The organism is Pseudomonas sp. dw_612 (assembly GCF_018449725.1).
Lineage (GTDB): Bacteria > Pseudomonadota > Gammaproteobacteria > Pseudomonadales > Pseudomonadaceae > Aquipseudomonas.
The window spans coordinates 415042-436968 of the sequence record NZ_JAAVVC010000005.1; the positions used below are offsets into that span (position 1 = coordinate 415042).

Sequence of the window (21927 nt, forward strand, 5' to 3'; positions counted from 1 at the left end):
GTCACAGGATCAAATCACGCAGTTCATCAGGCATGGCGCCCGGTTGTTGAATAGCAGCCAGGTCAGCGGCAGAAACCGCATCCCAGGCATCCTCGTCCCACAATTGGAACTTGTTCAGTTGGCCTACCAGCATTGCGCGCTTATCCAACTTGGCATATTCGCGCAGACGCGGCGGAACCAGAAAACGACCACTGCCATCGAGCTCGAGGTCGACGGCATTACCAATCAGCAAACGTTGCAGGCGGCGGTTCTCTTCGCGAAGCGAAGGCAGTGCGCGCAGTTTGGTTTCAATAATTTCCCACTCATCGAGGGGATAAACACACAAACACGGATCAACGGCATCGATGGTGACGATCAGTTGACCGGAACTACGCGAAACCAACTCGTCACGGTACCGGCTCGGCATAGCGAGACGGCCCTTTGCATCGAGACTGATTGCGTTAGCTCCGCGAAACACGTCTGCGTTTCTCCAATTTTTAGCGTTTTGAGCTCAAAAAACCCACTTCATGCCACTTTCCGCCACTTGCGCACACTATAGGAATGCCCCTACCGCACCGTCAAGGCGCGGATTAAAGGAAAACCCTTACAGAACGGAGATTTAGGAGCGTAAAAGAAGGGGTAACGAGAATCTGGCGTATGTTTTTACTCAATAACTTGAGTCAGCACTGACAGCTGCGCTCGAAAGTTAAAGTAATTTGTTAAGAGTAAGATTTTTTCGGTATTACGACGGAGGGTCTGCTGGTGTTTATGCAAGGAGGGAAATCGATGTCGCGGGGCGTTTCGCACATAGCCGGATTCACTGGCCAATCGATATCACAAAAAACCTTTGCGAGTCATTACAAACAAAGGGAATTTGTGACTACCGATGCCCTGCTCAACGATTAAAGCAGGGGAGGAAATAAGGTGGAGAGTCGATCTGTAAGCCGGGTTCTGTCTTGAACAGTCATTCGTCTACGATGGCCATCACTGGACATCTTTAGCAACCTACCCGGTCCCAGCGCGGGCCACGCCTTGGGACCCTATTTGGTCTTGCTCCAAGTGGGGTTTACCTAGCCACGAACTGTTGCCAGACGTGCGGTGCGCTCTTACCGCACCTTTTCACCCTTACCGGCGCCGAAGCGCTTAGGCGGTTATTTTCTGTGGCACTTTCCGTAGGCTCACGCCTCCCAGGCATTACCTGGCACTTCGCCCTATGGAGCCCGGACTTTCCTCCCCCCCCTAATTTTCATAGAGGGCAGCGACTGTCCAATCGACTCTCCGCCGCGAAGGTTAACGGCAGAGCGGCCGAAGAACAAGCGCTAATAGCCGCCAGCCACGCTGTGCGTCGGGTTTCTCTACTCGCCCTTCTGTTTATCCAGCGCAACCTGATAGAGCACATTCTTACGCTCGCCGGTAATTTGCGCCGCCAACGCTGCGGCGCGCTTGAGCGGCATTTCTTCGAGCAGCAGATTGAGGATACGCATGGCTTCAGTGCTGACCGCATCTTCCGTCTCTGGCGCCGACCAACCGGCCACCAGCACCACACATTCACCGCGCTGCTGATTGCTGTCTGATTCGACAAATTCGCGCAACTCGGCGAGCGGCAAGCCCTTAAGGGTTTCGAACGTTTTAGTGATTTCACGGGCCAACAACGCCGGCCGCTCACCACCGAACACCAGTTCCATGTCTTGCAGGCACTCAAGAATTCGGTGCGGAGCCTCATAGAAAATCAGCGTGCGCGGCTCTTCCTTGACCAACTCCAGGCGAGCCCGGCGCCCGACAGCCTTGGCCGGCAGAAAACCTTCAAAGATGAAGCGATCCGACGGCAGCCCCGCCGCCGACAACGCCGCGATCAACGCGCAGGCACCCGGAACCGGTACCACATTGATCCCCGCCGCACGCGCCTGACGCACCAAGTGATAACCCGGATCGGAAATCAGCGGCGTCCCCGCATCGGAGATCAGCGCCACGTCGTCTCCAGCCAGCAGGCGCGTGATAAAGCGGCTACCTTCATCCCGTTCGTTGTGTTCATGGCAAGCCGCCAACGGCGTCGGGATCCCGAAGTGCTGCATCAAACGCTGGGAGTGACGGGTGTCCTCGGCGGCAATCAACGCCACCTCACGCAGGATTTTCAGTGCACGGGCACTGATGTCGTCCAGGTTGCCGATGGGCGTCGCCACCACATAAAGCGAGCCAGCAGCGGAATTCAAAGCACCTGGAGCAGTCAAAGCGCACACCTCATGATCGGTAAAAGTCGCCATTGTAGCGCGTAGTGACACTTGCGATGCGCGCAAGCCACCCTCGGTTTCAGGGCCTTTTGTGCAGTGCTGCAACATTTGCACGAGCTAAATTGATCGATTCACGCCAGTAACATCGCGCCCCGGCCAGTGCTTGGGTACAATTCCACGCTAATTTGATCGAGTATCAGGAACACTACATGATCGCTTGCCTGCGGCTGTTCACTGCCCTCTGCCTCGCTGCCTTGCTGGCGGCTTGCGCCAGCTCGCCCTCCTCCAGCCTTGGCGAACTTCCACGGACCCCGGATGCCAGTATCGAGCAACTGCTCGAAAAGGCTGCCCAGAGCAAAACGCCGGAACAAGCTGCACTGTTTCGCCTGAGCGCGGCAGACCTGGCTTATCGTCAGGGTAATGCCGGCCAGTCCGCGCAAATCCTGCAACAAGTGCCGATGGAACAGCTCAAGCCTGGCCAACAGGTCTTCGCCAGTACGCTGGCGGCCGAGTTGGCCATGGTGCGTAATCAGCCCAAGGCTGCATTGACGGCCTTGAGCCATCCGAGCCTGCAACGCCTGGGCGAATTGCCCGTCGAGCAACAGGTCCGCACCGGCACCGTTCACGCCCGTGCCCTTGAAGCCGATGGCCAGACCCTTGCCGCCGCACGGGAGCGCATCTTTATTGCGCCAATGCTCGAAGGTGAAGCCGCCGGCAAAAACCACGAAGCGATCTGGACCCTGATCGCCTCGCTGCCCACCGATCAATTGCAGCCAACGACCACCGACGACCTCGGCGGCTGGATGAGCCTGGCCCTGGCAGTGAAAACCGCTGGCACCCTGGAACAACAGCAAGCCGCGATCGACGCCTGGCGCGCACAGAATCCAAAGCACCCGGCCGCGCTTCAACTGCCACTGCCTCTGACCAAACTCAAGGAACTGGCCAGCCAGCCGCTGAGTAAAATTGCCGTGCTGCTGCCTCAAGCAGATGGCCCGCTGGCAGCCGTCAGCAAGGCACTGCGTGAAGGTTTCATGGCCGCTCACTACCAGGCGCAACAAGCCGGGCAGAAACCGCCAGCCATCGTGTTTTACGACAGCTCGATAATGACCACCGTGCCACCACGGATGTCGCTGGACGAGTTCTATCGCAAGGCCCAGGCCGACGGTGTGCAACTGGTCGTCGGGCCGCTGGAGAAGCCGCTGGTCAAACAGCTCAGCGCTCGCCCGCAACTGCCGATCACCACCCTGGCGCTGAACTACAGCGAAGGCGAACAAGGTCCGGCCCAACTGTTCCAGTTCGGTCTTGCCGCCGAAGACGAAGCTCGTGAAGTGTCCCGTCGCGCTCGCGCCGATGGCCTGCATCGCGCCGCGATCATGGTGCCGAAAGGCGAATGGGGCGACCGCGTCCTGAGAGCTTTCAGTCAGGATTGGCAAGCCAACGGCGGCAGCATCGTTGCCACTGAACGCGTCGATCAGCCGGTGCAACTGGCCCAGCAAATCGCCGACATGTTCCAACTGCGCCAGAGCGAAGGTCGCGCCAAAACCCTGCAGAGCACCGTTGGCTCGCAAGTCGCCGCGCAACCTTCCCGTCGTCAGGACATCGAGTTCATCTTCCTGGCGGCCACCCCGCAACAGGCGCAACAGATCAAACCGACCCTGAACTTCCAGTACGCCGGTGACGTGCCGGTCTACGCGACGTCCCACGTGTTCAGCGCCAGCGGTGATGTGAACCAGTACAACGACATGAACGGCGTTCGCTTCTGCGAAACCCCATGGTTGCTGGACGCCAATGACCCGCTGCGCAAACAGGTCACTGCACAATGGCCGCAGGCCGGTGGCAGCCTTGGCCGCCTGTATGCGATGGGTGTTGACGCCTATCGCCTCGCGCCGCGCCTGGGGCAACTCAAGGCCTTGCCGGACAGCCGCATCGAAGGACAATCGGGCAGCCTCGGCATGACCCAGAACCAACGTGTGGTCCGCCAGTTGCCATGGGCACAGTTCGTCAACGGCCAGGTTCAACGCCTGCCGGACACCCCGCACTGATGCCTGACAGGTCACGCCGGCAAAGCGGTCAGGATGCCGAGCGCCATGCGCTCGAGCATCTTCAACAACAGGGTCTGCGCCTGCTGGCGCAGAACTGGTTGTGTAAACGCGGCGAGCTTGATCTGGTCATGCTTGATGGCGATACAGTAGTATTCGTTGAAGTCCGCTACAGAAAAAACACTCAATGGGGTGGCGCACTCGATAGCATCGATGGGCGCAAACGGCAGAAACTGATTTTCGCCGCGCAGTATTTTCTTCAGCGCGAGTCGCGTTGGGCCAATTCCCCTTGCCGTTTCGACGTGGTTGCCATCGACAGCAACCTTGATCAGTTGAACTGGTTGCAGAATGCCTTCGACAGCTGATCGCTTGCACCCCGAACCGGACACCTTCACCCAACACTTTTGCTCTTTGCTTTGCGGGCTGCACATTCATGTGCCAAGTAGCCGCGCTAATTAAGGTCACACAGATGGACATGCAATCCCGAATTCGCCAGCTTTTTCAGGCCAGTATCGACACCAAGCAACAGGCGATGGACGTACTTGCACCGCACATCGAGCAAGCCAGCCAGGTGATGGTCAACGCCCTGCTCAACGAGGGCAAAATGCTTTCCTGCGGCAACGGCGGCTCCGCCGGTGACGCCCAGCACTTCTCGTCGGAACTGCTCAACCGCTTCGAACGCGAGCGCCCGAGCCTGCCAGCCATCGCGCTGACCACCGACAGCTCGACGATCACCTCGATCGCCAACGACTACAGCTACAACGAAATCTTCTCGAAACAGATCCGCGCCCTCGGCCAGCCGGGCGATGTATTGCTGGCAATTTCCACCAGCGGCAACTCAGCGAACATTATTCAAGCGATCCAGGCCGCACATGATCGCGAAATGATTGTCGTAGCATTGACCGGTCGCGATGGCGGCGGCATGGCGTCGCTGCTTTTGCCTGAAGACGTCGAGATTCGCGTACCGGCCAATGTCACCGCACGTATTCAGGAAGTCCACCTGCTGGCGATCCATTGCCTTTGCGACTTGATCGACAGCCAACTGTTCGGGAGTGAAGAATGACCCCTAATCGCCTAGGCCTTCTGGCCTTGACCCTGTGCCTCGGTATCAGCGGCTGCACCTCGGTGGTTAATGCCAGCCGTGAAGCGCCGATTGAAGATGACCGCGGCACGCGCACCTTCGGCAGCAAAATCGACGACTCCCTGATCGACACCAAAGTCGGCGTGAACGTCGCCAAGGCCGATCCAGCGCTGGATAACGATTCGCACATCGTCGTCACCAGCTTCAACGGCGTCGTGCTACTGGCCGGGCAAACGCCTACCGCAGACCTCAAGGCCAAGGCCGAACAGGCGGCTTCCGCCGTCCAGCGCGTGAAGAAGGTTCATAACGAACTGCAAGTCCTGCCGCCGTCCGGCTTCCTGGCACGCCAGAACGACACCTGGCTGACCTCCAAGATCAAGACCCAGATGCTCACCGACCCGAACATCCCGGGCTCGCGCATCAAGGTCGTCACCGAAAATGGCATCGTCTATTTGCTGGGTCTGCTGACCAAGCAGGAAGCCGCTCAGGCCACCAACCTGGTGCAGAGCGTTTCCGGCGTGCAAAAGATTGTTAAGTTGTTTGAGTACATCGACTGATGCTCACCTGCAGGGCTGTAGGGCCTGTAGGAGCTGACGAGTGAAACGAGGCTGCGATCTTTTGATGTTGTTTTTTAAAAGCAAGATCAAAAGATCGCAGCCTTCGGCAGCTCCTACACGTTTGAAGGTTGTGAAGTAATAAAAAAGGCGATCCTTTCGGATCGCCTTTTTTATTACTTCACAACCTTCAAACTGGGTCGACCGCTGGGACGCGGCGGTTCGTTGTCGGGTGGCGGGACATCATCATCCGGCTCGATCTCTTCATCGTCTTCCATAGGCGATTCCAGATCGAACACCATGCCCTGACCGTTCTCCCGGGCGTAAATGCCCAGGATCGAAGCGATAGGCACGAACAGAGTGTGCGGCACGCCACCGAAGCGCCCCTCGAAGCTGACCGCTTCGTTGTCCATGTGCAAATGACGCACGGCAGCCGGCGATACGTTCAGGACAATCTGTCCATCACTGGCAAAACCTTGGGGCACCTGCACCGACGGATATTCGGAATTGACCAGCATGTGCGGGGTGCAATCGTTATCAACAATCCACTCGTAGAGCGCGCGGACCAGATAAGGTCGACTGGAGTTCATAGCGGCTCCTTAAGCCTTAGCGCATGTCGCGTTCGACACCAGACAGACTCGCCTGGAAAGCCTCACGCGCGAAAGAGCGCTCCATGTAATCAAGCAGCGGCTTGGCAGGCCGCGGCAGTTCAATACCCAGAATCGGCAATCGCCAGAGTATTGGCAATAGGCAGCAATCCACCAGACTTTGTTCCTCGCTGAGGAAAAACGGCTTGTCGGCGAACAACGGCGACACGCCAGTCAGGCTCTCGCGCAGCTCTTTACGAGCGACAACTCGGGCGGCTTCCTTGGACCGGGAATCCAGAATCAGATCCACCAGGCCACACCAGTCACGCTGAATACGATGAATCAGCAGACGGCTGTTTGCACGCGCCACAGGATAAACCGGCAGTAAAGGCGGGTGCGGGTAACGCTCATCCAGATATTCCATCACCACGGTCGACTCCCACAACGCCAGGTCACGATCGACCAGGGTGGGCAAGCTGCCGTAAGGGTTCACTTCGATCAGTTTAGGCGGCTGGCGGCCAGCTTCCACATAAATGATCTCGGCGCTGACACCCTTCTCTGCAAGTACGATGCGTACTCGGTGGGAATAGTGGTCGGCGGGGTCGGAGTAACAGGCCAACCGATTGGTCACGCCCATGGCGGTCCTCCTCGCTTGTTGAAATTATCGGAAGCGGAAAAACGCGCGCGCCCAGAGGACGCCTCCCGTAACGCCTGGCTTACCAGACTCGTTACACCTTCAGAGACGCCCCTGGGCGCGCGCGATTAACAGCAATTGCTTACAGCTTTATCAATGGACGTCTTTCCAGTATTCACGCTTGAGTAAGTATGCGAATACGAAGAAGAACGCCAGGTAGAGCAATACATAGGTGCCGATGCGCTGATGTTGCAGCTTTACCGGGTTAGCCGAGTAAGCGAGGAAGGTTACCAGATTCTTGACCTTCTCATCGAACTGCTCTTCGTTCAGGGCACCACTCTTCGGCACGATGGTCAGCTGATCGCACGCTTCATGAGTCAGCGGCGTACCGGTCAGCGGATCATACTGCTTCTTCCCGTCCTCGACGATTTGAACCTGTTTGCAGCCAACCACCTGGCGACCTTGCAGGCCGACCAGCACGTTAGGCATGCCGACGTTCGGGAAAACCTTGTTGTTCACACCCCAGGGACGCGCCGGGTCTTCATAGAACGAACGCAGGTAACCGTAGAGCCAGTCAGTGCCACGAACGCGAGCTACCAGGGTCAGGTCCGGCGGTGCCGCCCCGAACCAGGTCTTGGCGTCTGCAGGCTGCATGCCGATGCTCATGTGGTCGCCGATCTTGGCGCCGGTGAACACCAGGTTCTTCAGCATCAGATCATGAGGAATCCCCAGGTCATCGGCCACGCGCTCATAGCGCTGGAACTTGGCACTGTGGCAACCCATGCAGTAGTTGGCGAATGTACGCGCGCCGTCCTGCATGGCCGCTTTGTCGGAAACGTCGATGTCGACTTTTTCCAGCTCCGGGCCACCGTGTTCGGCTGCGAAAGAGAACACGGGCAGAGCAGCAAGAATCAATACAGCAAATAGCTTTTTCATCAGCCAGTCACCCTTTCCGGAACCGGTTTGGTCTTCTCGAGCCTGGTGTAGAACGGCATCAGAATGAAGTAGGCGAAGTACAGGAAGGTACACACCTGCGACAGCAACGTACGCTCAGGGGTTGGGGCCAATACGCCCAGCACGCCGAGGATCACGAAACAGATGCAGAACACCCACAGCCAGATCCTGCTCAGCCAGCCCTTGTAGCGCATGGACTTGACGGGGCTGCGATCGAGCCACGGCAGGACGAACAACATGGCAATCGAAGCCCCCATGGCGATGACGCCCATGAGCTTGTCCGGAATTGCCCGCAAGATCGCGTAGAACGGTGTGAAGTACCAGACCGGAGCGATGTGCTCTGGGGTCTTGAAGGCGTTCGCCACTTCAAAGTTCGGCTTCTCGAGGAAGTAACCGCCCATTTCCGGGAAGAAGAACACGATCGAACAGAAGATGAACAGGAACACCACCACGCCGACGATATCTTTCACGGTGTAGTACGGGTGGAAGGCAATGCCGTCCAGCGGTACGCCGTTTTCGTCTTTGAATTTCTTGATGTCCACGCCGTCCGGGTTGTTCGAACCGACTTCGTGCAGCGCCAGTACGTGCAACACCACCAGGCCGAGAATCACGATCGGCAGGGCCACAACGTGCAAGGCGAAGAAGCGGTTCAGGGTAATACCGGAAATCAGGTAGTCACCACGGATCCACTGGGTCAGGTCGTTGCCGATGACCGGGATCGCACCGAACAGCGAGATGATCACCTGGGCACCCCAGTAGGACATCTGACCCCACGGCAGCAGGTAACCCATGAAGGCTTCTGCCATCAGCGCCAGGTAGATCAGCATGCCGAAGACCCACACCAGCTCACGGGGCTTCTGGTACGAACCGTAGAGCAAGCCACGGAACATGTGCAGATAGACCACGATGAAGAACGCCGAAGCGCCGGTGGAGTGCAGCAGACGCAGGATCGAGCCGTACTCGACGTCACGCATGATGTATTCGACGGAAGCAAACGCTTCTTCTGCCGACGGGGTGTAGCTCATGGTCAGCCAGACACCGGTAACGATCTGGTTGACCAGAACGAGCAGTGCGAGGGAACCAAAGAAATAGAAGAAGTTGAAGTTCTTCGGGGCGTAATACTTGCTGAGATGGTCTTCCCACATTTTGGTCGCGGGGAAGCGCGCATCAACCCAATCCATGAACTTGCTCATCACGCTTTCTCCGTATCGACGCCAATGACAATAATCTCATCGGTCTCATAGGAATGCGGGGGAACTGGCAGGTTCAAAGGCGCAGGTTGCGACTTGTAGACGCGGCCAGCCAGATCGTAGTGGGAACCGTGGCAAGGGCAGAAATAACCACCTACCCAGTCTTTGCCCAGATCAGCAGGTGCCACTTCAGGGCGGAAGGTCGGCGAACAACCCAGGTGTGTGCAGATACCAATCAGCAGCAGGACCTCTGGCTTGATCGAACGCGTTTCTGGATCGACGTAGGTCGGTTGTGTCGAGTTCTTGGAGGTCGGGTCAGACAACTGGCCCTCGATCTTCTTCAGATTCCCCAGGATTTCCGCGGTTCGGCGGACAATGAATACTGGCTGGCCGCGCCATTCAGCAATCATCTGCTGGCCTGGCTCGATTTTGCTGACATTCACTTTCACCGGTGCACCTGCGGCTTTCGCCTTGGCACTGGGAAACCATGACCCCACGAACGGGACCGCAGCCCCCACCGCTCCTGCAGCACCCACCACGGATGTGGCTGCTACCAAGAAGCGACGCCGGCCTGCATTCACGCCGTCATTGCTCATTCAGTCCTCTCCCATCAGCTTTGTGGCCTGTTAAATCAGGCATCTACTAAGTTAAATCTATGTGCTTATAAAAATTTTGCCGAATGGTAATGAAAAGCCCCAATTCTGACAAGGTAATTACCCAAGGGGTCCACTGCCAAGCCTTGCAGTATAGGGGCTCTACGGATGTGGCAAGTTGTCACAGCGCAATTCTTTGAGAAATCGCACGCATAAAAAAACGCCCAGCTCCGCGAGGAGACTGGGCGTTCTTTTTTGAACGTGGAAGCGAATTAACGCTTCGAGTACTGCGGACGCTTACGCGCTTTACGCAGACCAACTTTCTTACGTTCAACTTCACGAGCATCGCGAGTAACGAAGCCAGCTTTGCGCAGAGCGCCACGCAGGGTTTCGTCGTACTGCATCAGTGCGCGAGTGATACCGTGGCGGATTGCGCCAGCTTGACCACTTACACCACCACCGATCACGGTGACGTAGATGTCGAATTTCTCGACAGTCTCAGTCAGTTCCAGCGGCTGACGAACTACCATGCGGGCAGTTTCGCGGCCGAAGAAATTTTCCAGGGTGCGGTTGTTGATGGAGATGTTACCAGTACCCGGACGCAGGAAAACGCGTGCGGTTGCGGTCTTGCGACGGCCAGTGCCGTAATTTTGAGTCGCCGACATAATGAACTATTCCGTTAAAACTTCAGTTCTTGGGGCTGCTGAGCAGTATGAGGGTGTACAGCGCCCGCATAGACTTTCAGCTTACGATACATGTCGCGACCCAGCGGGTTCTTAGGCAGCATGCCTTTGACCGCGGTCTCGATCACGCGCTCAGGGGCTTTAGCGATCAGCTTTTCGAAGTTGATCGACTTGATGCCGCCCGGGAAACCGGAGTGGGAGTAGTAGATCTTGTCGGTGGTTTTAGCACCAGTTACACGAATCTGCTCGGCATTGATAACGACGATGTAATCGCCGGTGTCAACGTGAGGAGTGTACTCAGCTTTATGCTTGCCACGCAGACGGCTCGCGATTTCGGTGGCCAGACGACCCAGGGTCTGACCTGCAGCGTCGACGACAAACCAGTCGCGCTGTACTGTTTCCGGTTTAGCAGTAAAAGTTTTCATTCTTTATAGCCTCAGGGGCCGCCCTGTAAATTAGACGGCGGATCTTACTGAATAGTGCGTACTTTGACAAGTCAAAGGCAGCCGGATACAGACGCTTTCGGGGGCTCGGGTCGGCGCGTCCGTTCAACGGCAAGATTCTTCGGCGGCGGCGCATCACTTCCACTGCAGAAAGAGGTGCGCAATTATGCAGATTGCGAAAAATATTTCAACCTGCTTTTATGATTGTTTTGCCCAAGGAGCACCCGATGGACTATCGCCAGCTAGGCCGAACCAATCTGAACGTGAGTGCAATCTGTCTCGGAACCATGACCTGGGGCGAGCAAAACAGCGAGGCTGAGGCCTTCGCCCAGATTGAACGCGCCAAAAGCGCCGGGATCAATTTCATCGATACCGCCGAGATGTACCCGGTGCCACCCAAGGCCGAAACCTACGCCACCACCGAGCGCTACATCGGCAATTACTTCAAGAGTCGCGGCGATCGTGCCGACTGGATCCTGGCGAGCAAGATTGCCGGCCCCGGCAACACCATCGACTACATCCGCGACAAAAACCTGCGCCACAACCGCCAGCACATCACCGAAGCCGTGGACGCCAGCCTCAAGCGCTTGCAAACCGACTACATCGATCTCTATCAATTGCACTGGCCGGAGCGCAGCACGAATTTCTTCGGTCAGTTGGGCTACAAGCACAAGATCGAAGCCAACCTGACACCGCTGGAAGACACCCTCGAAGCGCTGGACGAACAGGTCAAGGCCGGCAAGATCCGCCACATCGGCCTGTCCAACGAAACCCCGTGGGGCACCATGCGCTTCCTCGCTTTGGCCGAAGCCCGTGGCTGGCCGCGTGCCGTGTCGATCCAGAACCCCTACAACCTGCTCAACCGCACGTTCGAAGTCGGCCTGGCGGAAATTGCCATTCGCGAACAATGCGGTCTGCTGGCCTATTCACCTCTGGCGTTCGGTTTCCTGTCAGGCAAGTACGAAGGTGGCGCACGTCCGCCAAAGGGTCGCCTGAGCCTCTACAGTCGCTTCAGCCGCTATTTCAACGCGCAGTCGGAAGCAGCGTGCAGCCGTTATGTGGCACTGGCCCGCGAACACGGCCTGGACCCGGCGCAAATGGCGTTGGCGTTTGTCACTCAGCAGCCGTTTGTGACCAGCAACATCATTGGCGCGACGACGATGGAGCAGCTTGAAAGCAATTTAGCGAGCTTTGAGCTGAAACTTTCCGATGAAGTGCTGGCGGGGATCGAGGCGATTCACAAGGATCACCCGAATCCTGCGCCTTGATCGATAGGCAAAAAGCCTTCGCGAGCAAGCCCGCTCCCACATTCGACCTCATTCTTCTGGGAGAACTCGGTTAAATGTGGGAGCGGGCTTGCTCGCGAAGGTGATCTCGAATTCACCAAACCATCAAAGCGACCGCGCAATAATTTCCTTCATGATTTCATTGGTCCCGGCATAGATCCGCTGCACCCGCGCATCCGCCCATGCCCTCGCCACCGGGTATTCCCACATAAATCCGTATCCGCCATGCAACTGCACGCATTCGTCGAGCACCTTGCATTGCAGGTCGGTGCCCCAGTATTTCGCCATCGCTGCCGTCGGCACATCCAGCTTGCCTTGCAGGTGCAGCTCCAGGCATTTGTCGACGAACACCCGACCGATCTGAATCTCGGTGGCCATTTCCGCCAGTTTGAAACGGGTGTTCTGGAAGTCGGCAATCGCCTTGCCGAACGCTTTGCGATCACGGGTGTAATCCAGGGTCCATTGCAGCGCCGCTTCAGCCGAAGCCAGCCCGCCGACAGCCACGGTAAGACGCTCCTGCGGCAATTCCTGCATCAGGTAGGCGAAGCCCATCCCGGCCTGACCCAAGAGGTTTTCCTTCGGCACTCGTACGTCCTGGAAGAACAATTCCGACGTGTCCTGAGCCTTCATTCCGACTTTTTCCAAACGCTTGCCCTTGGCGAAGCCTGGCGTATTGGCTTCCACCAGAAACAGACTGGTGCCCTTCGCGCCAGCCTTCGGATCGGTCTTGGCGACGACGATTACCAGGTCCGCGAGAAAGCCGTTGGTGATGAAGGTTTTCGAACCGTTGATCACATACTCATCGCCATCCAGCACGGCGGTGGTTTTCACCCCTTGCAAGTCAGAACCGGCGCCCGGCTCGGTCATGGCAATCGCCGTGACCATTTCCCCAGACACCAGTTTCGGCAGGTATTTATGCTTCAGCGCCTCACTGCCGTAATGCAGGATGTAGGGCGCGACGATGTCCGAATGCAGCGAGAAACCGATCCCGGTCAGGCCGAGCCGACCGACCTCTTCGATCACGACCGCGCTGTAGAGAAAGTCCGCCCCCAGCCCGCCGTATTCCTCTGGCAGATGCGAGCAAAGCATCCCCGCCTCCCCCGCCTTGTTCCAGAGTTGGCGGTCGATGTAGCCCTGTTTTTCCCATTGCCCATGGAACGGCACAGCTTCTTTTTCGAGGAACGTTCGCACGCTGTCGCGAAAAAGTTCGTGCTCGGAACTGAACAAGGTTCTGGGGATCATGGGGCACCTGTCGTTATTGTTAAAAGGAAATGACCTTCAGAGACTAAGCCCCGCTTCCGATACAGGACACTGGACACATCAGACAAAAAATAAGACGATCCAGCCGTCTGGTGACCACTTTCCCCTATAAGAATAAAGTTGAATTATGTCTAACCAAGTCTCCACGCCCCTGCGGCGCGTCAGCATCCTGGCTATCGACCGGGTTTTCGCTTCCACCCTCATGCAAGCCAAGGATTTCTTCCATCTGGCCAGCCTGCGCTACGGCAAACAACTGGGCCACGGCCTGACACCGGCGTTCGAAACCCGGCTGGTCAGCCCCGACGGCAAACCGGTGAACAGCTTCAGCGATGTGGTCATGCCGGTGGACGGCGGCCTGGAAAACGCTGACATCATTATCCTCCCGGCCTTCTGGGACGATTTCGAAACACTGTGTAAACGTTATCCACAGGTACTGCCGTGGCTGCGCGAGCAACACGCCCGCGGCGCGGTGCTGTGCGGCGAAGCCACCGGGGTGTTCTGGCTCGCGGAAGCCGGGTTGCTCAATGGCAAGGAAGCGACCACTTACTGGCGTTTTTTCAACGCGTTTGCCGAGCGTTACCCCCAAGTCCAGCTCAATCAGGACAAGCACCTGACCGACGCAGACAACCTGTATTGCGCCGGCGGCACGACTTCGGCGTGCGACCTCTACATCTACCTGATCGAACGCTTCTGCGGCGCCAACGTGGCCCAGGCCGTGGCCCGGGATATTCTCTACGAAGTGCAGCGCAGCTACGCGCCGGGGCGGATCGGTTTTGGCGGGCAGAAGCTGCACCAGGACGTGATCATCCTGCAGATCCAGCACTGGCTCGAAGAACACTTCGCCGACAAATTCCGCTTCGAAGATGTAGCGCGGGAGCATGGCATGAGCATCCGCAATTTCATGCGCCGCTTCCAGACTGCCACCGGCGACAAGCCGCTGCACTACCTGCAACGCCTGCGCATCGAAACCGCCAAGGGCTTGCTGTCCGGCAGCCGCAAGAGCATCAAGACCATCAGTTATGAGGTCGGCTACGACGATGCGAGCTTCTTTGCGCGGCTGTTCCGCCAGCACACCGAGTTGTCGCCGAACCAGTATCGGCAGCAGTTTCAGCAGGCTGCGTAGGATCCAGAACCCTACACCAACCAAAATTGTGGGAGCGGGCTTGCTCGCGAATGCTGACTGACATTCAACATTGATGTCGACTGATACACCGCTTTCGCGAGCAAGCCCGCTCCCACAGGGGATCTTCAGCGCACAAAAAAGGGCCTGCATTGCAGGCCCTTTTTATTTTCCGAATCTTCCTACGGCTTGTGCGCCCGGGACAGGAATTCGTGCGATTGCATCTCCAGCAAACGGCTGAGGGTACGCTGGAACTCGAAATTCAAGCGCCCGCCGGTGTAGAGGTCTTTCAGCTCAACTTCAGCAGAAATGATCAGTTTCACGTTACGGTCGTAGAACTCGTCGACCATGTTGATAAAGCGTCGGGCGATGTCGTCGGTGGTGACGCTCATCTGCTCGACACCGCTGAGCAACACGGCGTGGAATATCTTGCCCAGTTCGATGTAATCGTTCTGGCTGCGCGGACCGTCGCAGAGTTCGCGGAAGTCGAACCAAGCCACGTCATCACAGGTGCGCAAGGCACGGATTTCGCGGTTTTCGATCATCAGCACGTCGTTTTCGGTGGCGGCCGTGCATTCCGGCGTCAGCGCGCGGAAGCTTTTGCGCAGGCTTTCCTGGGACGCTTCGTCGAGCGGGAAGTGGAACAGCTCGGCTTGCTCAAGGTGACGCAGACGATAATCGACGCCGCTGTCGACGTTGACGATGTCGGTATTCTGCTTGATCAGCGCGATGGCCGGCAGGAAGCGCGCACGTTGCAGGCCGTCCTTGTACAAGCCGTCCGGCACGATGTTCGAAGTCGCGACCAGGGTCACGCCGTTCTTGAACAGTTCTTCCATCAGCGTGCCGAGAATCATCGCATCGGTGATATCAGACACGAAAAACTCATCGAAACAGATCACCCGGGCTTCGTCGGAGAAGCGCTTGGCGATGATGGTCAGCGGGTTTTTCTCGCCGCCGAGGGTCTTCATCTCTTCGTGCACCCGCTTCATGAAGCGGTGGAAGTGAGTGCGGACCTTTTCCTTGAACGGCAGGGCTTCGAAGAAGGTGTCGACCAGGTAGGTCTTGCCACGACCCACGCCACCCCAGAAGTACAGGCCCTTGACCGGCGCCTGGTCTTTTTTGCCAAACAGCTTGCCGAACAGGCCCGGCTTGCTCTGCGAGGCCGCGACCAGATCGTCGTACAGGCGCTGCAAATGGCGCACCGCAGTTTCCTGGGCAGCGTCATGGAAGAATTCCGGGCGTTTCAGATCAGCTTGATATCGTTCTAGGGGCGTCATAATTCGTTAGCAAGGCAACAAAAACGGGCCGTCACTGTAGCGACGGCCCGTGGGAATGGCAATCGGCCCTTAGTCGGGTCGAGCCGCAGATTTATTCCTGAACCGGCGTCAACGCAACCCGCAGGGCCTCGATGGCGACGTCACGAGCGGCGCTGTCAGCGAAGACAGGGCTGTCGCCGACACACTCACCTTCCAGCCAGACGCTGAAGCTCAGGTCTTCGTTGCGCACGTCCAGAGGCTGACCCGCTTGCAATTGCTTGGTCACCTGGCCGGCAGTTTTGCCATCGGCGAAGTTGCGCGACAGCAGCAGTTGCTCGCCATCGGCCGCCAGCAGACGGAAGCGGAAACTGCCGTCGTCTTCGCGGAAGCTGACAAAGCGAGCGGCTTTCGCAGCTTTTTTCTTGGTGGTCGCCGCGACTTGGGTCTGGGCCACGAAAGAACGCAAGCCAACCGCTTCACGCAATTCGTGCAGGAACGGCGTCGCCACCGAACGGGCTTTTTTCGCGCCGATCTGCAGGATGTCTTCGAGGTCTGCCGGGCGTTCGATCAGTTGGTGATAACGCTCACGGGACTCGCCCAGTTCGCTATCCAGCAGTTGGAACAGACGATTCTTCGCCTCGCCCCAACCCAGGCCCTGCAACAGTTCACTGCGGAATTCGTCGGACTGCGCCGGGGTGGCGAAGGCCTGGAACAGGGTGAACAGGTGCGAGTTGTCCGGGTCCTTGGCTTCGCCAGGCGCGCGGGAGTCAGTGACGATTCGCGAAATCGCGTCCTTCATCTCTTTGGCGCTGCTGAACAACGGAATGGTGTTGTCGTAGCTCTTCGACATCTTGCGACCGTCGAGGCCTGGCAGCGTGGCGACGCTTTCTTCGATCAGCGCCTCCGGCATGGTGAAGAATTCTTTGCCCTGACCGAACAGATGGTTGAAGCGCTGGCCGATGTCCCGGGCCATTTCCACGTGCTGGATCTGGTCACGACCGACCGGCACCTTGTGCGCATTGAACATCAGGATGTCTGCGGCCATCAGCACCGGATAGCTGTACAAGCCCATGGTGATGCCGGCATCCGGGTCTTCGCCGGTCTCGACGTTCTTGTCTACCGAAGCCTTGTAGGCGTGGGCGCGATTGAGCAGGCCCTTGGCGGCGACACAGGTCAGCAGCCAGGTCAGCTCGGGGATTTCCGGAATGTCGGACTGGCGATAGAAAGTCACACGGTCCACATCCAGGCCACCGGCCAGCCAGGTCGCGGCGATTTCCAGACGCGAGCGCTGGATGCGCAGCGGGTCATCGCATTTGATCAGGGCATGGTAGTCGGCCAGGAAGTAGAACGAATCGGCATTGCTGTCACGGCTGGCGACGATCGCCGGGCGGATGGCACCGGCGTAGTTGCCCAGGTGCGGCGTGCCGGTGGTGGTGATGCCGGTGAGGATACGGGTACGAGTCGTCATGGGTAATCGCTTGTCAGACTGCAATCAATTCGAAAGACGCGGCAGGATCAGATCCTTGAGATCGGTCAGCTTGCCATGAAAAAAGTGTCCGCATTCTGCCACTTTCAGCAGCTCATGGGGGCGATCGAGTTTGTCGGACCAGTCGTAGACTGCTTGCGGGTCGATGACTTCGTCGGTTTCCGGCTGGATCAGGGTCAGCGGGCAGTTGACCGGCAACAGGTCATAGCCATTCAGACGGGTGACAGCCGCCGCAACCATGAACAGATGTTTCAGTTGTTCGCCCTTCGCTTCCAGGCGTCCACCGAGGCTGGCAGCCACAAAACCACCGAAGGAGAAGCCGAACAGCGTCAGTGGCAATTCCGGGTGTCTGGCCCGCAGCCATTCGGCCGCTGCCTGGGCATCATCGACTTCACCGGTGCCCATGTCGTGGCTGCCTTCGCTGGCGCCGACGCCACGGTAATTGAAACGCAAGGTCACCAAGCCGGCATCGCGGGCGGTGCGTTGCAAGGTCGACACCACTTTATTGAGCATGGTGCCGCCCTGCACCGGGTTCGGATGGCAGATCAGCGCAATACCGCGCGGCTGCTCGTTATCCAGACCCTTGTTTTCCAAATACAGGGCTTCCAATTGACCCACCGGGCCATCAATCACTACAGGGGTTTCGCGCATAAGCAAGGAAGGAACTCCGTGACCTCGAATCGGGTCGACTCGTCTAGCAAATTGTCTGTGCCAATCTATTGCGAGTGAATCGCGGTATACAGCGCAGGTTCGAGCCGTTAACGTAAAGCAAAGCCGTTTATAGAGGAAGGACTCGTGGAACACTCGCTCTTAGTTTGGTTGTTGCCGACTCTTGCCCTGGTTGTGGGTGTCGCCGTTGGATTCCTGATCGCTCGCCTGGTGCCAAATGCCGCTCCTAGCAGCACACAACGTCAGCTGGATGATATTCAGGAACGTTTCGACAGTTATCAGAACGAAGTGGTTACCCACTTCAACAGCACTGCCTCACTGGTCAAAAAACTGACTGCGAGCTATCAGGAAGTGCAGGATCATCTCGCCGAGGGTGCCAACCGCCTGGCCCTGGACGAGCAGACTCGCCAACGCTTGCTGGCCGCCCTGCACGCCGACGCAGCAGTCGCCCCAAGGGAACGCCTGACGCCACCGCGCAATCAGGAGCCGCCTCGCGACTACGCGCCCAAAGCCCCGAACGCGCCGGGCATGCTCGATGAGCATTACGGCCTGAAGAAGTAATCAGGTTTCGCGCTACGCAAAAAGCCCTCGGATGAGTGATTGTCCGAGGGCTTTTTTGTGGCTGGTTGTTTCTTCGGCCTCTTCGCGAGCAGGCTCGCACAAAGGGAGAATGCATTCCAAAAATGTGGGAGCGGGCTTGCTCGCGAAGAGGGAGTGTCAGCCACATTAAAGTCACCTGACACACCGCCTTCGCGAGCAAGCCCGCTCCCACAGGTTTTGTTATTGATACTGCTGAACAGGCTGCCCCTGCTGCTGATACTGCTGCCCCGGGATCGCTTTCAGGTTGACCTCGACCCGACGGTTCTGCGCCCGCCCATTCACGTCGCCGTTGCTGGCGATCGGATTATCCGGTCCGGCACCACGGGCAGACAGGTTGGCACCGCTCACGCCCTGGGACGTCAGGTAAGTCGCCACGCTTTGGGCGCGACGCTGGGACAGGTCCATATTGTGCTGACGGGCACCGGTGCTGTCGGTGTAGCCGACAATCTCGATCTGGTTCTGGCTGAACTCCTTGAGCGAGCCTGCCAGGTTGTTCAGCGGCTGATAGAAGCTAGACGCGATGTTCGCCGAATCGGTGGCGAACGTGATGTTGCCCGGCATGATCAGTTTGATCTGATCGCCCTGGCGCTGCACTTCAACCCCGGTGTTGGCCATGCTGGCCCGCAGTTTTTTCTCTTGCTGGTCGGCGTAGTAACCGTAACCGGCAGCGGAAGCACCCACCACGGCAGCACCAATCAACGCGCCCTTGCCACGATTATCGTGACCGATCGCGGCACCCGCCAAAGCACCCGCCAGGGCGCCGAGGCCGCCGTACTTGGCGGTTTTGCTCATGCCTTGGGAACCGCCATCGGCCTGTCCCTGATTATCATAAGGATTAGGTGAAGCGCAGCCAGACAACAAGGCCACAGCAGTTGCGACAATAATCAAACGCTGCTTGGTGAACATGAAGAGCTCCTACTTTTTGCATTCTGAGGTGCAACGGACTTAGGCATCAGCCTTTGCGGGCGTTGGATCATTTGCGCGAGTAAAAATTCCACTGGTTACAATTCAGGCCCGCACAAAAGGGTTCTCGCGCATTTCATCGCCCAGACGCGTGTCCGGACCATGCCCGGTCACCACCGTGGCTTCCTCGTCGAGGGTATACAGCCGTTGCTTGATCGACCGCACGATGGTCGCCTGATCGCCACCCCACAAATCCGTGCGCCCTACCCCGCGACGAAACAACGTGTCACCGGCAATCAGCAGCTTAGCCTCTGCAAACCAAAAGCTCATGGAACCTGGCGTATGCCCGGGCGTATGAATCGCCACGCCGCAGCCGCAGTCCAGTTCTTCGTCATCGGCCAACCACCGATCCGGCGATGGCACCGGCGTGTACGGCACGCCGAACATCTGGCATTGCATCTCCAGGTTGTCCCACAGGAACTGATCTTCTTTGTGCAGGTGCAGAGTCGCGCCGGTTTTTTCCTTGAGCTGCCCGGAAGCCAGGAAGTGATCAAGGTGCGCGTGGGTGTGGATGATGCTGACCACCTTCAAACCCAAGGCGTCGAGACGCGCGAGGATCAGTTCGTGATTGCCACCTGGGTCAACGACGATGGCTTTTTTGGTGATGGGGTCGCCGATGATCGTGCAGTTGCACTGGAGCGGGCCGACGGGGAAGGTTTCGCGGATAAGTGCAGTGCTTGGAACGGTCATGGGCAATCCTGAAGAGTCGATGGCAGCGTACGCGACGATTTGCTCAGGATTCTACGTCACTCGCCGATACAGATCGCCAGGCCAGTTATTTGACGCCACTAATCAGAAAAGTAGTGGCCATATGATGCCAAACGTATCGCTTCTGGTGCAAAATCGAACTTTTGTAGCGGTCGCATCCAGGAAGGGCCGCAGCGCACTCAGGAAATTCGCATGCCTACGCCTACTACTTATTCTTTTAGTTTTCCTTCTTCGTTGACCGGCAACAACGCCGTCGACAGCCTTCTTTCAGGCACTTATTGGCTAGGTTCCAACTGGACCCCGTTTGGGTCAACGTACCTCAGCTATAGCTTTATTTCGGAATCCACTTCTTATTTCGCCACCCGATATAGCCCTAACAATGAATACACTTCTGCGTACTCCCTGACGACGGCACAGCAAAACGCCGTGATCAGCGCGCTGAACGGTTGGAGTGCCGTGGCCGATATCAAATTCACACAAACCAGCGACACAATTCTCAACGTCGGCGACTTGCGCTTTGGCGGTTACTTGTCGATGGATACGAAAACAGCTGCCTGGGCCTACTTTCCCGACAACAGCCCGGTGGGCGGGGATGTATGGATTGGGCCGTCGACAGACGACGCCAATCCCGTCAAAGGTAGCTTCGACTACCTGACCTTTGTCCATGAAATCGGTCATGCACTCGGTCTGAAGCACCCGTTCTCCGCAAGCGATGAAAATCCGCTGGTGCTTGACCCGGCGCAGGACAACGTCTTCTACACCGTCATGAGTTACAACGACGCGTACTCCTATCAGCCCACGACACCGATGTTGCTGGACATACTCGCGATCCAAAGCCTGTACGGCGCCAACTATCAATGGCAGACCGGGGATAACGTCTATAAATGGGCGCCAGATCAGTCGGTATTCGAAACGATCTGGGACGCGGGTGGTAGCGACACGATCGACGGCAGTAACCAGCTGCAGTCAGTCAGCATCAACCTGAACGCAGGTGCCTTCAGCACCATTGGTAAAGCATTTCTCGATTACAACAACCTGACAGCGGTCACTTCTGCGCTGACGATTGCGTATGGCGCTCAAATCGAGAATGCCGTCGGTTCGGCTTTTAATGATGTTTTGATTGGCAATGCGTTGGGTAACACCCTCAACGGCATGGCCGGCGCCGACACCATGTCCGGCGGCGATGGCAGCGACACCTATTACGTCGACAACGTCGGCGATGTGGTAATTGAAACGGACACTTCTGCGACCCAAATCGACAGCGTCATCTCTTCCATCGATTACACATTGGGCGCCAACCTCGAGAACCTGACCATCACGAGCGCCGCCATCAATGCCACCGGCAACGAACTAAACAACCGCATCACCGGTAACGATGGCAACAACATCATCGATGGCCGTGCCGGTGCCGACTTCATGATCGGCGGCGCAGGCAATGACACCTACATCGTCGACAACACCGGCGACCTCACCAGCGAAACCAGTACCCTGGCGACGGAAATCGATACCGTGATCTCTTCGGTCAACCGCACCCTGGGTGACAACCTGGAAAACCTCGTGCTCACTGGCACGGCCGACCTCAACGGTAACGGCAACGTTCTGAATAACGTCCTG

The 21927-nt window shown here is 57.6% G+C and carries 23 protein-coding genes and 1 other RNA gene; 8 read left to right on the plus strand and 16 right to left on the minus strand.

Annotated features, from left to right (window positions below; translation table 11 throughout):
- Position 1: 1 nt before the first annotated feature.
- From mraZ to rsmI, 3 genes are all read right to left on the minus strand, one after another.
- Complete coding sequence (gene mraZ / locus HB680_RS11275; protein WP_008147486.1) at positions 2 to 457, minus strand: division/cell wall cluster transcriptional repressor MraZ; 456 nt, start codon at positions 455 to 457, stop codon at positions 2 to 4.
- Positions 458 to 903: 446 nt separating this feature from the next.
- An RNA gene (gene rnpB / locus HB680_RS11280) (RNase P RNA component class A) lies at positions 904 to 1257 on the minus strand.
- 77 nt (positions 1258 to 1334) lie between these two features.
- A complete protein-coding gene (rsmI, locus tag HB680_RS11285) occupies positions 1335 to 2240 on the minus strand; it encodes a 16S rRNA (cytidine(1402)-2'-O)-methyltransferase (RefSeq protein WP_213938574.1) in 906 nt (301 codons plus the stop codon).
- Between the two features lie 176 nt (positions 2241 to 2416).
- On the opposite strand from rsmI, the gene HB680_RS11290 reads away from it, so the two are divergent.
- From HB680_RS11290 to HB680_RS11305, 4 genes are all read left to right on the plus strand, one after another.
- A complete protein-coding gene (locus tag HB680_RS11290) occupies positions 2417 to 4249 on the plus strand; it encodes a penicillin-binding protein activator (RefSeq protein ID WP_213938576.1) in 1833 nt (610 codons plus the stop codon).
- A complete protein-coding gene (locus HB680_RS11295) occupies positions 4249 to 4611 on the plus strand; it encodes a YraN family protein (RefSeq protein WP_213938626.1) in 363 nt (120 codons plus the stop codon). The genes HB680_RS11290 and HB680_RS11295 overlap by 1 nt, the downstream gene beginning before the upstream one ends.
- 104 nt (positions 4612 to 4715) lie before the next feature.
- Positions 4716 to 5309, plus strand: a complete 594-nt coding sequence (locus HB680_RS11300) for a phosphoheptose isomerase (RefSeq protein ID WP_007904374.1) — start codon at positions 4716 to 4718, stop codon at positions 5307 to 5309.
- Positions 5306 to 5884 carry a BON domain-containing protein gene (locus HB680_RS11305; RefSeq protein ID WP_131059442.1) on the plus strand — a complete coding sequence of 193 codons (579 nt, stop codon included), beginning with the start codon at positions 5306 to 5308 and terminating at the stop codon, positions 5882 to 5884. Before HB680_RS11300 ends, HB680_RS11305 begins: the two co-directional genes overlap by 4 nt.
- Before the next feature lie 173 nt (positions 5885 to 6057).
- Here the strand turns inward: HB680_RS11305 and HB680_RS11310 are convergent, their stop codons facing one another.
- The 7 genes from HB680_RS11310 to rplM form a co-directional block, all read right to left on the minus strand.
- A complete protein-coding gene (locus tag HB680_RS11310) occupies positions 6058 to 6471 on the minus strand; it encodes a ClpXP protease specificity-enhancing factor (RefSeq protein WP_054045578.1) in 414 nt (137 codons plus the stop codon).
- Positions 6472 to 6487: 16 nt separating this feature from the next.
- Positions 6488 to 7105, minus strand: a complete 618-nt coding sequence (locus HB680_RS11315) for a glutathione S-transferase N-terminal domain-containing protein (RefSeq protein ID WP_008155978.1) — start codon at positions 7103 to 7105, stop codon at positions 6488 to 6490.
- A 150-nt stretch (positions 7106 to 7255) separates the two neighbouring features.
- A complete protein-coding gene (locus tag HB680_RS11320) occupies positions 7256 to 8038 on the minus strand; it encodes a cytochrome c1 (protein WP_133840301.1) in 783 nt (260 codons plus the stop codon).
- Complete coding sequence (locus HB680_RS11325; RefSeq protein ID WP_213938578.1) at positions 8038 to 9249, minus strand: cytochrome bc complex cytochrome b subunit; 1212 nt, start codon at positions 9247 to 9249, stop codon at positions 8038 to 8040. The genes HB680_RS11320 and HB680_RS11325 overlap by 1 nt, the downstream gene beginning before the upstream one ends.
- Positions 9249 to 9842, minus strand: a complete 594-nt coding sequence (gene petA / locus HB680_RS11330) for a ubiquinol-cytochrome c reductase iron-sulfur subunit (RefSeq protein WP_054045584.1) — start codon at positions 9840 to 9842, stop codon at positions 9249 to 9251. Before petA ends, HB680_RS11325 begins: the two co-directional genes overlap by 1 nt.
- Positions 9843 to 10111: 269 nt before the next feature.
- Positions 10112 to 10504: a 30S ribosomal protein S9 gene (gene rpsI / locus HB680_RS11335; protein ID WP_003216038.1), complete on the minus strand. Its 393-nt coding sequence runs from the start codon at positions 10502 to 10504 to the stop codon at positions 10112 to 10114.
- 14 nt (positions 10505 to 10518) lie between these two features.
- A complete protein-coding gene (gene rplM, locus HB680_RS11340) occupies positions 10519 to 10947 on the minus strand; it encodes a 50S ribosomal protein L13 (protein WP_007905295.1) in 429 nt (142 codons plus the stop codon).
- A gap of 245 nt (positions 10948 to 11192) precedes the next feature.
- Between rplM and HB680_RS11345 the strand changes: the two genes are divergently transcribed.
- The gene (locus HB680_RS11345; protein ID WP_213938585.1) at positions 11193 to 12233 is read left to right on the plus strand and encodes an NADP(H)-dependent aldo-keto reductase; all 1041 of its coding nucleotides are present in this window, start codon (positions 11193 to 11195) and stop codon (positions 12231 to 12233) included.
- Positions 12234 to 12356: 123 nt separating this feature from the next.
- Here HB680_RS11345 and HB680_RS11350 read toward each other — a convergent pair whose 3' ends face one another.
- Complete coding sequence (locus HB680_RS11350; RefSeq protein WP_123598454.1) at positions 12357 to 13493, minus strand: acyl-CoA dehydrogenase family protein; 1137 nt, start codon at positions 13491 to 13493, stop codon at positions 12357 to 12359.
- A gap of 244 nt (positions 13494 to 13737) precedes the next feature.
- Between HB680_RS11350 and HB680_RS11355 the strand changes: the two genes are divergently transcribed.
- Positions 13738 to 14634, plus strand: a complete 897-nt coding sequence (locus tag HB680_RS11355) for a GlxA family transcriptional regulator (RefSeq protein ID WP_213938628.1) — start codon at positions 13738 to 13740, stop codon at positions 14632 to 14634.
- A gap of 179 nt (positions 14635 to 14813) precedes the next feature.
- Here HB680_RS11355 and zapE read toward each other — a convergent pair whose 3' ends face one another.
- The 3 genes from zapE to HB680_RS11370 all read right to left on the minus strand — a co-directional run bounded on the left by zapE (position 14814) and on the right by HB680_RS11370 (position 18024).
- Positions 14814 to 15908 (minus strand): cell division protein ZapE, encoded by a 1095-nt coding sequence (zapE, locus tag HB680_RS11360; RefSeq protein ID WP_123410144.1) that lies wholly within the window; start codon positions 15906 to 15908, stop codon positions 14814 to 14816.
- Between the two features lie 91 nt (positions 15909 to 15999).
- Positions 16000 to 17355: a tryptophan--tRNA ligase gene (locus HB680_RS11365; RefSeq protein ID WP_213938587.1), complete on the minus strand. Its 1356-nt coding sequence runs from the start codon at positions 17353 to 17355 to the stop codon at positions 16000 to 16002.
- Between the two features lie 24 nt (positions 17356 to 17379).
- Positions 17380 to 18024, minus strand: a complete 645-nt coding sequence (locus tag HB680_RS11370) for an alpha/beta fold hydrolase (RefSeq protein ID WP_213938589.1) — start codon at positions 18022 to 18024, stop codon at positions 17380 to 17382.
- A 144-nt stretch (positions 18025 to 18168) separates the two neighbouring features.
- Here HB680_RS11370 and HB680_RS11375 point away from each other — a divergent pair, with 144 nt between their 5' ends.
- Positions 18169 to 18603, plus strand: coding sequence for a DUF1043 family protein (locus HB680_RS11375; RefSeq protein ID WP_213938590.1), 435 nt, complete (start codon positions 18169 to 18171; stop codon positions 18601 to 18603).
- 219 nt (positions 18604 to 18822) lie between these two features.
- Here the strand turns inward: HB680_RS11375 and HB680_RS11380 are convergent, their stop codons facing one another.
- Both HB680_RS11380 and HB680_RS11385 read right to left on the minus strand, forming a co-directional pair.
- Positions 18823 to 19548: an OmpA family protein gene (locus tag HB680_RS11380; RefSeq protein WP_054613551.1), complete on the minus strand. Its 726-nt coding sequence runs from the start codon at positions 19546 to 19548 to the stop codon at positions 18823 to 18825.
- 102 nt (positions 19549 to 19650) lie between these two features.
- Positions 19651 to 20295: an MBL fold metallo-hydrolase gene (locus HB680_RS11385; protein ID WP_213938592.1), complete on the minus strand. Its 645-nt coding sequence runs from the start codon at positions 20293 to 20295 to the stop codon at positions 19651 to 19653.
- A gap of 210 nt (positions 20296 to 20505) precedes the next feature.
- Here HB680_RS11385 and HB680_RS11390 point away from each other — a divergent pair.
- The coding region (locus tag HB680_RS11390; protein WP_213938594.1) for a M10 family metallopeptidase C-terminal domain-containing protein at positions 20506 to 21927 on the plus strand (1422 nt) is incomplete at its 3' end.

Bases quoted from the DNA above. Each gene is read 5' to 3' on its own strand.
- rsmI (WP_213938574.1), bottom strand. From the start codon at position 2,240: ATGGCGACTTTTACCGATCATGAGGTGTGCGCTTTGACTGCTCCAGGT.
- HB680_RS11290 (WP_213938576.1), top strand. From the start codon at position 2,417: ATGATCGCTTGCCTGCGGCTGTTCACTGCCCTCTGCCTCGCTGCCTTG.
- HB680_RS11295 (WP_213938626.1), top strand. From the start codon at position 4,249: ATGCCTGACAGGTCACGCCGGCAAAGCGGTCAGGATGCCGAGCGCCAT.
- HB680_RS11300 (WP_007904374.1), top strand. From the start codon at position 4,716: ATGGACATGCAATCCCGAATTCGCCAGCTTTTTCAGGCCAGTATCGAC.
- HB680_RS11305 (WP_131059442.1), top strand. From the start codon at position 5,306: ATGACCCCTAATCGCCTAGGCCTTCTGGCCTTGACCCTGTGCCTCGGT.
- HB680_RS11310 (WP_054045578.1), bottom strand. From the start codon at position 6,471: ATGAACTCCAGTCGACCTTATCTGGTCCGCGCGCTCTACGAGTGGATT.
- HB680_RS11315 (WP_008155978.1), bottom strand. From the start codon at position 7,105: ATGGGCGTGACCAATCGGTTGGCCTGTTACTCCGACCCCGCCGACCAC.
- HB680_RS11320 (WP_133840301.1), bottom strand. From the start codon at position 8,038: ATGAAAAAGCTATTTGCTGTATTGATTCTTGCTGCTCTGCCCGTGTTC.
- HB680_RS11325 (WP_213938578.1), bottom strand. From the start codon at position 9,249: ATGAGCAAGTTCATGGATTGGGTTGATGCGCGCTTCCCCGCGACCAAA.
- petA (WP_054045584.1), bottom strand. From the start codon at position 9,842: ATGAGCAATGACGGCGTGAATGCAGGCCGGCGTCGCTTCTTGGTAGCA.
- rpsI (WP_003216038.1), bottom strand. From the start codon at position 10,504: ATGTCGGCGACTCAAAATTACGGCACTGGCCGTCGCAAGACCGCAACC.
- rplM (WP_007905295.1), bottom strand. From the start codon at position 10,947: ATGAAAACTTTTACTGCTAAACCGGAAACAGTACAGCGCGACTGGTTT.
- HB680_RS11345 (WP_213938585.1), top strand. From the start codon at position 11,193: ATGGACTATCGCCAGCTAGGCCGAACCAATCTGAACGTGAGTGCAATC.
- HB680_RS11350 (WP_123598454.1), bottom strand. From the start codon at position 13,493: ATGATCCCCAGAACCTTGTTCAGTTCCGAGCACGAACTTTTTCGCGAC.
- zapE (WP_123410144.1), bottom strand. From the start codon at position 15,908: ATGACGCCCCTAGAACGATATCAAGCTGATCTGAAACGCCCGGAATTC.
- HB680_RS11365 (WP_213938587.1), bottom strand. From the start codon at position 17,355: ATGACGACTCGTACCCGTATCCTCACCGGCATCACCACCACCGGCACG.
- HB680_RS11370 (WP_213938589.1), bottom strand. From the start codon at position 18,024: ATGCGCGAAACCCCTGTAGTGATTGATGGCCCGGTGGGTCAATTGGAA.
- HB680_RS11380 (WP_054613551.1), bottom strand. From the start codon at position 19,548: ATGTTCACCAAGCAGCGTTTGATTATTGTCGCAACTGCTGTGGCCTTG.
- HB680_RS11385 (WP_213938592.1), bottom strand. From the start codon at position 20,295: ATGACCGTTCCAAGCACTGCACTTATCCGCGAAACCTTCCCCGTCGGC.